Origin of the sequence: Hymenobacter yonginensis (assembly GCF_027625995.1) — a bacterium.
GTDB lineage: Bacteria > Bacteroidota > Bacteroidia > Cytophagales > Hymenobacteraceae > Hymenobacter > Hymenobacter yonginensis.
Map to the genome: position 1 here is coordinate 2,733,793 of NZ_CP115396.1, position 12,228 is coordinate 2,746,020.

The following is a 12,228-nucleotide window of genomic DNA, read 5'->3' on the forward strand; positions in this document are numbered from 1 at the left end:
CGGGCAATACGTACGACTGAGCTTTTTTGCCCCCGAAGTTGTTGTGCCGCCGTACTAGCAGCAGCCGGTTCGCCGGCGCTGGTACCTTTGCGTTTTCTTCCGACTTTCATTTTGCTCAATCCATATGGCCACGAACTCCACTGGCAAAACGGGCGGTAGCCACGCCAAAAAGGGCGCTGCCGCCGCTACTGAGCGCCTCACGCCCACGGCCGTACCCGCGCACAAACTGGTGCTACGCACCCTCAAACGCTCTGATTTCAAGGTAGTGCAGGAAATCATGGACAAGGTGTACTCCAACATGGAGGGCGCCTGGTCGCAGGAAGAGTACAATAACCTGCTCAAGAAATTCCCCGAGGGCCAGATCTGCATCGAGGACAACGGGCAGGTGGTGGCGGCCGCACTGGCTATCATTGTGCAGTACTCCGACTTCGGCGACCGGCACACCTACGCCAAAATCACGGGCCACGGCAAGTTCGACACCCACAACGCCGACGGCGACACGCTGTATGGCGTGGACGTGTTCGTGGACCCCGAGTACCGCAGCCTGCGTCTGGGTCGCCGCCTCTACGATGCCCGCAAGGAGCTATGCGAAAACCTGAACCTGCGCGCCATGGTGGCTGGCGGCCGCATTCCCGGCTACAACCAGTATGCCGAGGAAATGACGCCCGCCAAATACGTGGAAATGGTGCGCAACAAGGAACTCACCGACCCCATCCTCACCTTCCAGCTTTCCAACGACTTCTACGTCCGCAAAATCATCCGCGGGTACCTGCCCTACGACTCCGAAAGTAAGGCCTACGCCACGCTGCTGGAGTGGATCAACGTGTACTACGACGAGGAATTCGACAAGCTGATCGGCAACCAGAAGTCGAACGTCCGCATCGGCATTGTGCAGTGGCAGATGCGCGCCACGAAGAACCTGGAGGACTTTTTCCAGCAGATTGAGTTCTTCGTGGACACCGTCTCGGGCTACAAGGCCGACTGCGTGCTGTTCCCCGAGTTCTTCAACGCGCCCATGATGGCCCTCACCAACGAGGAGTCGCCATCGGTGGCTATCCGCTCGATGGCGGCCTTCACCGAGCCCATCAAAACCAAAATGATGGAGCTGGCCGTTAGCTACAACATCAACGTCATTGCCGGCTCGATGCCGCTCTACGAAGACGGCAAGCTCTACAACGTATCGTACCTCTGCCGCCGCGACGGCACCGTAGACGAGCAGTACAAGCTGCACGTGACGCCCGACGAGGCCAGCTACTGGGGCATGCGCGGCGGCGACAAGCTGCGCTGCTTCGACACCGATTTCGGCAAAATCGGCATCCTGATCTGCTACGACGTGGAGTTCCCCGAGCTGAGCCGCATGCTGTCGGATGAGGGCATGAAAATCCTGTTCGTGCCCTTCTGGACCGACACCAAGAACGCCTACCAGCGCGTGCGCCTGTGCGCCCAGGCCCGGGCCATCGAAAACGAGTGCTACGTGGCCATTACCGGCTCGGTGGGCAACCTGCCGCGCGTCGAGAACATGGACATCCAGTACTCGCAGTCGGCCGTGTTCAGCCCCTCTGACTTCGCATTCCCCCACGACGCCATTGTGGCCGAGGCCACGCCGAACACGGAAATGACCCTCATTGCCGACCTCGACCTCGACCTGCTGAAGGACCTGAACACCAGCGGCGCGGTGCGCAACCTCCGCGACCGGCGCAAGGATCTGTACTCACTGAGCTGGTCGAAGAAAACCGAGCGCGACGACGAGCTGCTGGCCCAGGGCGAGGAGCGCGCCCCCAAAACCGCCAGCAAGCGCAAGGCCGTATCGGCGGGGTAAGCTGTCAAACCATTCTCACTGAAGTCTGGCCCGCTAGTTCTAGCGGGCCAGACTATTTTTAGGTCTATTGCTTTAGCGGTACGGTTGCAATTCCCCGTGATTGGGATAGTGGTAGAAGGACCGGCATCCAGTACATTTACTGCTAACTATTTCTACCGAATTACTCCATGAATTACTGCTTACCGATTGCTTTGCTGCTGAGCGTTAGTGCCGCCGCACAATCGCAGCCATCCCAAACTGTACGCAATAAGTTTGAGCAAGGCACTTTCCGCAACAACACTCCGGTAGGAGAATGGAAATACCTCGACAACCAGGGCCAGACGGAGCTGCAGATCAACTACGATTCCGGAAATGTGCAGTACGTCCGCCCCGATTCGTCGATGCACCTGTTGCGCGTGGGAGAAAGCTGGCAGGTGCTACAGCCTGCGCGAGCCCCAAGGTTGTTGGGCAGCAGCTACAAGTATTTCGCCACAACGGCAAAGAGCCTCCGATACCCGGTTTTCGCATTGCGCATGCATACACAAGGGTCCGTCCAACTGTCGTTTGTGGTATCCGTCCAACTGTCGTTTGTGGTAACTCACACAGGCGAAGTTGCGGAGGTGCAGGTAGAGCAAAATCCGGGTCGGGAGCTGACGGAAGAGGTATTGCGGGTACTGAGCCAACACACTGATGCCTGGTTGCCGGCGCTGCACGATGGCAAAGCCCACGATGCGCGCCTGTCGGTGGTGGTCCATTTCGTCATGCAAGGCACTAACCCCAACGTCGTCAGACGGAACTTCGACCTAGACGACATGGGCACAACCACTGTCACGTACCTGGCTGCCGATGCTCTGCGTATGCAGCCTGGCCGGTTTGCCGAGTTTACCGTGACGCACACACCATAGAGAAGTAAGGGGGTGCAGAATTCGGGGTTGGCGTTCGGGCCTGACGGTTTTTCGCTAAACTGCGGGCCCCTCCCCCATAATGTACCCTTTCATTTTTCTCTTCTTATGAAACGCGTCCTCATTACTGGGGCCAACCGCGGCCTGGGCCTGGAGCTCACCCGGCAGGCACTGGAGCGCGGCGACCTGGTATTTGCTACCTGCCGCCGGCCCGAATCCGCTACCGACCTTCACGCGCTGGCCGGGCATTACCCCGACCGCCTGACGCTCGTCGCCCTCGACGTTACCGACGAAGCCAGCATCCGGGCCGCCCACGCGGCCGTCAAAGCGGCTACCGGCAGCCTCGACCTGCTCATCAACAACGCCGGCGTGTATCCGGGCGCGGGGCCCGAAGACCCGGAAAACCAGCGCCTGGGACAGTTCACGGCCGAGGTGGCGCTGCAGGTGCTGCGCGTGAATGCCGTGGGGCCGCTACTGGTGGCGCAGGCGTTTCTGGATTTGCTGCGCGCTGGCACCAAGCCGCGTATCCTCAGCCTGTCGTCGGGGCAGGGCTCGATTACCTGGAAAGCCGCCGGCGACCCGTACCACTACAGCGCCAGCAAGGCCACCCTGAACATGTACATGCGGGCCCTTGCCGCTGAAATCGGGCAGTACGGCGTACTGTCGATGCTGGTGGACCCGGGCTGGGTGCGCACCGGCATGGGTGGCACCGCTGCGGCCCAGGATCCGGCCGTGGCGGCCAAAGGCATCCTGCGCCTCGCCGAGCAGCTGCACGACGAGGAAAACGGCAGCTTCGTGACCTGGAAAAACGAGTTCGTGCCCTGGTAAGCTGCGAGTCGATAAGCACAACCATATCAAGGATGGCCTTTGCAAAAAGGTCATCCTTTTTGTTTGGACGGCCCGCTACCGACACTCTTACCGTAGCCGCAGTGGGCCGGCACCGCGTAGCAAACTCATTAAAAGCACGTTAAAATCAGCCCAGGCAGCTTATCTATTCGTAGGGAAAGAGAGCAGGTGCCTATCCGCTCCTGTTTTGCTTTCTTCTTTTACCCATTTTCAGTTTTTCGTTATGCGTCAAAAAGCTACTTCGCGCACTTCTTCCTGGCGTTCCGCCTTTCTGGGTTTAGCCACGCTCGGCCTTTCTGCCGGCGCCGCCCAGGCCCAAACGGCGTATGGTATAACCGCAGACCTGTTAGGGGATTATCGGCTGGTTACTTTTCAGCTGACGGCCCCCGGCACTTTCACCGCTACGGTACCGATTACTGGTATAACGACCGGCCAGCGGGTGGTGGGCATCGACACGCGCCCGAACACCGGCCAGCTGTTTGCGCTGGGATACAACGCCGGAGCCACCACCAACAACGCGCAACTCTACACGCTGGCCACCACTGGTGTGCTTACGCCCGTAGGCAGCCCCGTGACGCTGGCGTTGGGCACTGATTTCACGCGTATTGGCTTCGACTTCAACCCTACTGTGGACCGGATCCGGGTGACGGCCGGCAACCGCGCCAACTTCCGCCTCAACCCCGTCACGGGCGGAATTGCTGCTACTGATGGCAACCTGACCTACGCCACTGCCGACCCTAACGCAGCCCAGACGCCCGGCGTCGGCTCGTCGGCCTACACCAACTCCTACATCGGCAGCACCTCGACCACGCTCTACAACCTCGACGAAGCCTTTAGCCGCCTTGTTACTCAGATTCCGCCAAACGACGGCACGCTCAACACCGTGGGGCCATTAGGAGTGAGCACCAACAGCAACCTGCAGATTGCAGACCTGGACATTTATTCCAACCCAACAAACGGGCAGAACGTTGCCTACATGTCGCTGTCTACGGCCTCGCCGACTTTCACGGTCAGCAACCAGCTGTATACCATTAACCTGGCTTCCGGCGCGGCTACGGCTGTCGGTACACTGGGCAGCGCCACCAATGTTACATTTATCGACTTGGCGGTGGGCATTAACCGCCCCGCTTCGCTGCCAGCCATTACGGGCCAGCTGGTGTACGGGCTGGGCGGCACCAATCTGCTCACCTTCGACTCGGCCAACCCCAGCCTGATCCGCACGTCGGTGGGCATTACGGGCGTAGATGCCGCCCAGACCCTGGTGGGCATGGACGTGCGGCCGGCCACCAACTCGCTGTACGCGCTGGGCTACAACGCCACGGCCCAGACGGCTACCGTGTATACCATCAATGCCGCAACGGGCGCGGCGCGGGCTATCAACGCTACGCCAGTGGCGCTGGCACTGGGCACGGGCAGCATCGGCTTCGACTTCAACCCCACCGTGGACCGCATCCGGGTGGTGGGTGCTAACCGGGCCAACTTCCGCCTCAACCCCAACGACGGCACTGTAGCCGCCACCGACGGCCAGCTCACTTACGCTGTCGGCGACGCGAATGCCGCCAACACGCCCTCCATCGGCGCGGTAGCCTACACCAACAGCGTGGCCGGTGCTACCACCACCCAGCTTTTCGACTACGACGAGGCCCGCAACGTGCTGGCTCTGCAGAACCCACCGAATGACGGCACATTGAACACAATAGGTGCCACCGGCCTCACCGCCACCGTAGCCCGCGACGTGGACATGGACATCTACAGCGTAGGTGCCAACAACACGGCTTACTTGGTAGCCAATGCCGCGGCTAACGGCAACAGCACTTTTTATAGCATCAATACCGCCACCGGCGCTACTACTGCCTTGGCCATTATTGGCAACGGCAGCGCTATCCGTGACATTGCGGTGGCGGGTGCAGCCGGCGTAACGGGTGTGCGTCGGGCCGAGCTGGCCACCAATCTGGCCCTCTACCCCAACCCGGTACGTGGCCAGGCCAGCATCAGCTTTGGGCTGCCCCGCGCCGCCCGCGTCACCATGACCGTGACGGACGCGCTGGGCCGCACCGTAGACACGGTAGACGCAGGCCTGCGGAATGCTGGCCCGCAAGTAGTGAAGTGGGACAGCAAAGGCCGCGCCGCCGGCACCTACTTCCTGAACCTACGCTTCGACAACCAGCCCGCCGGCACCCGCCAGGCTGTCGTGACGGAATAGGTTTCGCCTGAAACAACAAGCCTCCGCAACGGGCGTCTCGCAGTGAGATGCCCGTTGCGGAGGCTTTTTTGTTTGAACCTGCCGGGTTGACGCCGGACGCCTACGCCTGCGCGGCGGCCAGGTGGGCATGGTCGCGCAGGATGGTGCGCAGGAAGGCTTCGTCGGGCAATTGGGTCTGGATGCCGGTGAGGGCTTTCACTTTGTTGGCGACTTCGTTGAGCAGCTCGTAGTTTTCGTGCTCCAGCCCTTTGTAGAGCAGCTGCCGGATGGTGGCCACGTCGTGGTCCTGGAGGGCGGCGGCCTGCGGAAACACCACCATGTAGTCGGTATCGGTGAAGGCGGGAGCCAGCGGGCCGCCTTGCTGCCGGGGGCGGGTGCTCACCACCGAGGTGCCGGCGGCCAGGTCGCCGAGGCGCTGCCCGCGGCCGTTGGCCAGAATCACGACCACCGCAATCAGGCCGCTCATGATGCCGGTGTCCACGATGCGCAGAATCCAGCGCAGCAGGTAGTCGCCGAAGCCGGGGCGGGTGCCGTCGAGGCGGATGACTTTGATGTGACGAGCTTTCTTGCCCAGGCTCTGGCCGTTGAAGAACAGCTCGCACAGTAGGTGGTAGAACACAGCCGGCACTCCTGCCACGATAATCAGTATTGCTGCCAGAACCTTGTTGGAGCCCAACAAATCGAACAGCAGCAGCCAGAGCACCACCCAGGCCACCAGAATCAGGCCGTCGATGAGGGCGGCTACAATTCGCTCGCCCACGCTGGCGACTTCGTATTCGAGGGTGACGTTCTGGGCCGTCTGGACGCGGATGGTACTCATGGGGTAGCAGAAACCGGCCGCCGGGCCGGCTGGAATTTATAACGCGGAACGAATAGCAGCGGGGTCAAAAAAATTGGCAATCTTCGCCCTGGCTGGAAAGCCGCAAATTACGGGTTCTGCCCACATTACGGCCACTTCCGCGCGGCTTATTCTATCTTGGTTGCTGCTTCTTCTTTTCAACAGGTATCCGTATGCGCGAGGCAGTATTTCTGCGGGTGAATGAGGCCAAATGGAAGCAGTATGAGCTGCAACCGCCCGCCGGGCCCGACGAGTTGGCCGCCCGCTTCGTGGAGCTGACCGACGACCTGGCCTACGCCCAGACCTTCTACCCCACCTCCCCCACCACCCGCTACCTCAACGACCTGGCCGCCAAGCAGCACCAGGCCATCTACCAGAACAAGCCCGAAACCACCAACCGCTTCGCCCACTTCTGGCGGCAGGAGCTGCCGCTGCTGGTAGCCCGCCACCACCGCACGCTGCTGGTTTCGCTGGTGCTGTTCACGGTGTTCACACTGCTCGGGGCGCTGTCGGCGGCCTACGACGACACGTTTGTGCGCGTGGTACTCGGCGACGCCTACGTCAATAAAACCCTGGAAAACATTGAGCGCGGCGACCCGATGGCCGTGTACAAGGGCATGAGCGAAACGCCCATGTTTCTGGCCATCACCGCCAACAACATCTACGTGGCCCTCACGGCCTACGCGCTGGGCGCCACGCTGGGGCTGGGCACCGTGTACGCGCTGTTCCGCAATGGCATGATGCTGGGCTCGTTTCAGTACTTTTTCTATCAGAAAGGCGTGCTGCTGCCCTCGCTGCTCACCATCTGGATCCATGGCACGCTGGAAATCTCAGCCATTGTGCTGGCCGGCGGCGCGGGCTTCGTGATGGCGCGCGGCCTGCTCTTCCCCGGCACCTACTCCCGCACCGACGCCTTCCGCCAGGCCGCCCGCGACGGCCTGAAGCTGGCTCTCGGGCTGGTGCCTATCTTCATTGTGGCCGGCTTTCTGGAAGGCTTCGTGACCCGGCACACCGGCATGCCGCTGTGGCTGAGTCTGGGCATTATCGGCTCGTCGGCCACTTTCATTGTCTGGTACTTCATCCTGTACCCGCTGCGCCTGAAGCGCGCCAGCCAGGTGCCCGCCTGATTTTCCTTCCCTTCGTTATCAATTACCACAGTATGCAAGCAAAATTTACCCGCGAAGCCGATTTCCGCCAAGAGCGGGATTTTGGGGCCAAAATCGGGGCCACGTTCGAGTTTCTGGGAGCCCACTGGCGGCCATTGGGCAAGTGCCTGCTCTACTTCGTACTGCCAGTGTCGCTGGTGATGGGCATCGGGCTGGGGTTGATCATGAACAACATGTTCAACCTGATGGGAAAGGTGCAGTCCAACCCGCAAGCTATGCGCGACCCTTCCGACATGTTCGGTGCCTCCTACTTTTCCGGCATGGGCCTGGTGATGATCGGCAGCCTGCTCTCCTTTGTAGCCGTGATGAGCACCGTGTACAGCTACGTGCGCCTGCTGCTCACCACCGAGCCACAGGCGCCGCCGACGCCCGCGCAGGTCTGGCATCTGATGAAGCAGCGTATTGGCCGTATTCTGCTGTCGTTTGCTTTGTTCATGGGGCTGTACCTGGCATTTATCGGCGTGTTTGTGGGACTGATAGCGGTGCTGCAAAAAATGTCGTTTGTGCTGATGCTGGTGCTTTTTCCGGCCCTGCTGTACGTGGGCGTGCCGCTGATGCTGTATTTCCCGGTGCTGCTGCTGGAGGAAGGCGGCGTGCTGGCAGCGCTGCGGCGCTGCTTCGTGCTGGCCCGCGGCAAGTGGTGGTCGACGCTGGGGCTGGTGGTCGTGGCCGCCATGATTCAGGGCATGCTCACGATTCTGTTTGCGCTGCCGCAGTACGCCGTGATGTTCGGCAAACTGCTGAAGGTGCCCGTGCTGGGCTCCGACGTGGTGGGCATGGCCGCGCAGTGCGTGTACGTGGCCGGGGCCATGCTCACGTATCCGGTGCTGCTGCTGGCGCTGGCGTTCCAGTATTTCAACCTGGTGGAGCGCAAGGAAGGCGTAGGCCTGCGCAACCTAGTTGATAGCCTGGGCGCCGGCCCTGCCCCGGTAGCGTACAGCCACACCTACCGCCCCGACGACGAAGGCGAGTACTAAGCCTGCCAACCAACTATCTGCTCCGCTTTTCCATCCCGTTTGTGGTTGCTGCCCACTCCTTTTCCTTGCTGATAACAGGCCGCTGCCGCCGATGGCTGCTGCTGCTGGCGCTGGTGCTGCTTTGGGCCGGCGGGCCCGTTGCGGCCCGCACGCCGGTTCGCAACGAGGCGTCCGTGCGCCAGCTCCCTCCCGACCGGACAGGTGCGCCCACGCTGCGCCAGCCGGCACCGGCCCGGCTGCGCGACTTCCGCAAGCAGCGCGAGTTTCAGTACGTGGAAGTGAAAAGCGAGCAAAGCGCCTGGGATTTGTTCTGGGTGCGGTTTTGGCGCTGGCTGGCCGAGCTCCTGGATACCCGCTCCGGGCAGGTGGTCTGGAAATACGGTATCTACGCCGGGCTGGTGGTGGCGCTGGTATTCGTGGTGCTCAAGCTGCTGCAGATTGATTTCACCCGCGCCTTTGGCCGGGCCCCACGCGCGGCGGTCCTGCCCTACGATGTGGAGAGCGAGGACATCCACGGCCTGCAGTTTGACGAGCTTATCGGGTCCGCCGAAACAGCCGGCAACTACCGCCTGGCCGTGCGCCTGGGCTACCTGCAGGTGCTCAAGCAGCTCACCGACCAGGGCCTGATCCGGTGGCAGCCCGATAAAACCAACCACGACTACCTATTTGAGCTGCCCCCGGGCCCGCTGCCCGACGCCTTCCGGGAGCTGACCCGGCAGTTCGACTACGTGTGGTACGGCGAGCAGGACGACCTCACGCCCGGCCACTACGCCCAGGCCCGCGCTACGCGGCTGGCCTTCCAGCAACTCCTTTCCGACGGCCGCCGCGCCGCCTGATTTCCCCCTCGCCCATGACCACTTTCCGCTGGTATCTGCTGGGGTTGGCGCTGCTCTTCGGGGCCTACGTGGCCGTGGAATACTACCGCCCCAAGCCGCTCGACTGGACGCCCACCTTCCAGAACAAAGACAAGATTCCGTACGGCACCTACGTGCTCTACGACGTGCTGCCCGAGGTGATGGGCGTAGCCAAGCGCGAGGTAAAAGCCGTGCGCGTGCCCATCTACAACCAGATTGAGGGCGAAGACGAGCCCACAATGGCCGCTGAGGACACCACGGCCGAAGCCGCCGACTCCACCGAATCCTTCAGCGCAGCCGATACCATTTCCTCCGAAGATGCTACCGCCAGCACCGCCGCCACGCCCGAGCGCAGCACCACCGAAGCCGTGGAAACCAGCGACGCCGACTACATGGCGGGCCTCGCAGAATCCGGCTTCCCCAAAGCCACCTACGTGTTCGTGGACGACGAATTCACGCTCAGCAGCTCCGACTGCCGCTCCTTGCTGCGCCACGTGGCCCGCGGCAACGACGTGTTCATCGCCGCCGAGCAGTTCGACCGGCAGTTTGCCGACACGCTGGGTTTTCGCACGGCACCCTTCGTGCAACGCCCGCGCCTGAAGAAGGCCTCCGCCGAGACCCTGCTCAACGATTCGGTGCAGCTGCAGCTCAGCAACACCGGACTGGCCCGCCAGACCCGCCGCCCCTACTTCCGGCTGCCGGCCCTGGGCGCCTCCTACCGCCTGCTGCCCGACAGCACCATGCGCGCCACCCAGCTCGCCGCCGACACCGCCGGCCGGGCCGTGCTGGTGCGGGTGCCGCACGGCCGGGGCCACCTCTATCTGTGCACCGTGCCGCTGGCCTTCACCAACTACTTTGTGCTGCAGCCGGCCACCAGCAACTTCGCGTTTGCGGCGCTGTCGTACCTGCCCACGGGCCGGCCGGTGTGGTGGGACGAGTACCAGAAGCAGGGCCGGCTAGAAGAACAGTCGTTGTTGCGGGTGCTGCTGGCCCACGATGCCTTGCGCTGGGCTCTGTACCTGAGCTTGCTGGGCGCCTTGCTGTTTGTGGGCGTGGAAGCCCGGCGTCGGCAGCGCATCATCCCAATTCTGCGGCCCCTACCCAACACCACGCTGCTGTTTACGCGCACCGTGGCCAGCCTCTACCGCCAGGGCAACAGCCACGCGCCCATTGCCGAGAAAAAGATTCAGCTGTTTCTGGAGCACCTGCGCACCCGCTTCCATGAGCCCGGCCTCGACCTCAACGACGAAGCCGCCCGCGAGCGGCTGGCCCAGAAAACCGGTATTGCCCGCGCCGAAGTCGACGCGCTGGTGCGCCGCATCAATTTCCTGCTGACTGCCCCGCGCGTTTCTGATGCGGAACTGCTGGCCCTCAACAAGGCCCTCAACGAGTTCAGGAAAGCCGCTGCCTAAAATTGCACTATGGTCTTTAGTTGCATTTTACCTTTTATAACTATTTCAATATACCTAATATAACGCGCTAAACACGCATTTTCTCTACACATAGAATAAAATCTATGATATTATCCCGCTACGCTCCTTTCTCCCAATTCGATTCTTCCTGCTTTTGACTGCCAAGATGGAAAATAATCTGACGCCCGAAAACGAATTCTCCCAGCCCACCCCAGAGCCGACTGCCGAAGCTGCCGTTGCACCGGACACCGCCGTCCCCTTCGCCGCCCGCACCGATCTGAGCGCGCTCAGCCGCCACGCCGAAGCCATCCGGCAGCAGCTCAGCAAGGTGATTGTGGGGCAGCAGGCCCTGGCCGAGCTACTGCTAACCGCCATCCTGGCCGACGGCCACATTCTGCTGGAAGGCGTGCCCGGCGTGGCCAAGACCCTCACGGCCAAGCTGCTGGCCCGCACCCTCGACGTACCCTTCAGCCGCCTGCAGTTCACGCCCGACCTCATGCCCTCCGACGTGCTGGGCACCTCCATCTTCCGCCCCAACAAGGCCGAGTTTGAGTTCCGGCCCGGCCCCATCTTCGCTAGCATCGTGCTGATTGACGAGATTAACCGCGCTCCGGCCAAGACGCAGTCGGCGCTGTTTGAGGTGATGGAGGAGCGCCAGGTGACCCAGGACGGCACCCGCTATGCCGTGCCGGAGCCGTTTGTGGTGCTGGCCACCCAGAACCCCATCGAGCAGGAAGGCACCTACCGCCTGCCTGAAGCCCAGCTCGACCGGTTCCTGTTCAAGCTGCACGTGGGCTACCCCACCGTGGAAGAGGAAATTGCCATTTTGCAGGGCCACCACGCCGGTTTTGGCGGCACACCGCTGGAAGCGGTGCAGGCCGTGCTCAGCGCCGATGACCTGCGAAGCTTGCGCGAGCAGGTGCGTCGCCAGCACGTCGAGCCAAAGCTGCTGGAGTACATTGCCCGGGTGGTAGGCCAGACCCGCGCCCACAAAGGCCTCTATCTCGGCGCCTCCCCGCGTGCCTCGCTGGCGCTGCTCAACGGCGCTAAAGCCCTGGCCGCCCTCCGCGGCCGCGACTTCGTGACGCCCGAAGACGTGCAGTACCTGGCCGCCCCAGTGCTGCGCCACCGCATCCAGCTCACCCCCGAGCGCGAAATGGAAGGCAGCACTCCCGACGACATCGTGAAGCAGATTCTGCAGCAGATTGAGGTACCACGGTAGCCCATTGCCA

At 62.2% G+C, this 12,228-nt stretch carries 10 protein-coding genes; 9 read left to right on the forward strand and 1 reads right to left on the reverse strand.

The window, feature by feature from the left end:
* Positions 1-277 precede the first annotated feature (277 nt).
* The 4 genes from O9Z63_RS11865 (at position 278) to O9Z63_RS11880 (ending at position 5,749) form a co-directional block, all read left to right on the forward strand.
* Entirely contained in the window at positions 278-1,819 is a 1,542-nt protein-coding gene (locus O9Z63_RS11865; protein WP_270129268.1) for a bifunctional GNAT family N-acetyltransferase/carbon-nitrogen hydrolase family protein, read from the forward strand.
* Positions 1,820-1,986: 167 nt separating this feature from the next.
* Positions 1,987-2,703, forward strand: a complete 717-nt coding sequence (locus O9Z63_RS11870) for an energy transducer TonB (protein WP_270125435.1) — start codon at positions 1,987-1,989, stop codon at positions 2,701-2,703.
* Positions 2,704-2,808: 105 nt separating this feature from the next.
* Positions 2,809-3,528, forward strand: coding sequence for an SDR family oxidoreductase (locus tag O9Z63_RS11875; protein ID WP_270125436.1), 720 nt, complete (start codon positions 2,809-2,811; stop codon positions 3,526-3,528).
* Between the two features lie 241 nt (positions 3,529-3,769).
* On the forward strand, positions 3,770-5,749 hold the full coding sequence (locus tag O9Z63_RS11880; protein WP_270125437.1) for a DUF4394 domain-containing protein: 1,980 nt from the start codon (positions 3,770-3,772) through the stop codon (positions 5,747-5,749).
* A 100-nt stretch (positions 5,750-5,849) separates the two neighbouring features.
* Here the strand turns inward: O9Z63_RS11880 and O9Z63_RS11885 are convergent, their stop codons facing one another.
* Positions 5,850-6,569 (reverse strand): RDD family protein, encoded by a 720-nt coding sequence (locus O9Z63_RS11885; RefSeq protein ID WP_270125438.1) that lies wholly within the window; start codon positions 6,567-6,569, stop codon positions 5,850-5,852.
* Between the two features lie 191 nt (positions 6,570-6,760).
* Between O9Z63_RS11885 and O9Z63_RS11890 the strand changes: the two genes are divergently transcribed.
* The 5 genes from O9Z63_RS11890 to O9Z63_RS11910 all read left to right on the forward strand — a co-directional run bounded on the left by O9Z63_RS11890 (position 6,761) and on the right by O9Z63_RS11910 (position 12,218).
* Positions 6,761-7,714, forward strand: coding sequence for a stage II sporulation protein M (locus tag O9Z63_RS11890; RefSeq protein WP_270125439.1), 954 nt, complete (start codon positions 6,761-6,763; stop codon positions 7,712-7,714).
* Between the two features lie 32 nt (positions 7,715-7,746).
* Entirely contained in the window at positions 7,747-8,730 is a 984-nt protein-coding gene (locus O9Z63_RS11895; RefSeq protein WP_270125440.1) for a hypothetical protein, read from the forward strand.
* 41 nt (positions 8,731-8,771) lie between these two features.
* A complete protein-coding gene (locus O9Z63_RS11900) occupies positions 8,772-9,566 on the forward strand; it encodes a DUF4129 domain-containing protein (RefSeq protein WP_270125441.1) in 795 nt (264 codons plus the stop codon).
* Between the two features lie 14 nt (positions 9,567-9,580).
* On the forward strand, positions 9,581-10,996 hold the full coding sequence (locus O9Z63_RS11905; protein ID WP_270125442.1) for a DUF4350 domain-containing protein: 1,416 nt from the start codon (positions 9,581-9,583) through the stop codon (positions 10,994-10,996).
* Positions 10,997-11,162: 166 nt separating this feature from the next.
* Positions 11,163-12,218: an AAA family ATPase gene (locus tag O9Z63_RS11910; RefSeq protein WP_270125443.1), complete on the forward strand. Its 1,056-nt coding sequence runs from the start codon at positions 11,163-11,165 to the stop codon at positions 12,216-12,218.
* Positions 12,219-12,228: the final 10 nt, after the last annotated feature.

Coding starts and splice junctions, on each gene's coding strand:
- O9Z63_RS11905 (WP_270125442.1), top strand. CDS start 9,581: ATGACCACTTTCCGCTGGTATCTGCTGGGGTTGGCGCTGCTCTTCGGG.
- O9Z63_RS11870 (WP_270125435.1), top strand. CDS start 1,987: ATGAATTACTGCTTACCGATTGCTTTGCTGCTGAGCGTTAGTGCCGCC.
- O9Z63_RS11875 (WP_270125436.1), top strand. CDS start 2,809: ATGAAACGCGTCCTCATTACTGGGGCCAACCGCGGCCTGGGCCTGGAG.
- O9Z63_RS11865 (WP_270129268.1), top strand. CDS start 278: ATGGACAAGGTGTACTCCAACATGGAGGGCGCCTGGTCGCAGGAAGAG.
- O9Z63_RS11910 (WP_270125443.1), top strand. CDS start 11,163: ATGGAAAATAATCTGACGCCCGAAAACGAATTCTCCCAGCCCACCCCA.
- O9Z63_RS11880 (WP_270125437.1), top strand. CDS start 3,770: ATGCGTCAAAAAGCTACTTCGCGCACTTCTTCCTGGCGTTCCGCCTTT.
- O9Z63_RS11890 (WP_270125439.1), top strand. CDS start 6,761: ATGCGCGAGGCAGTATTTCTGCGGGTGAATGAGGCCAAATGGAAGCAG.
- O9Z63_RS11885 (WP_270125438.1), bottom strand. CDS start 6,569: ATGAGTACCATCCGCGTCCAGACGGCCCAGAACGTCACCCTCGAATAC.
- O9Z63_RS11895 (WP_270125440.1), top strand. CDS start 7,747: ATGCAAGCAAAATTTACCCGCGAAGCCGATTTCCGCCAAGAGCGGGAT.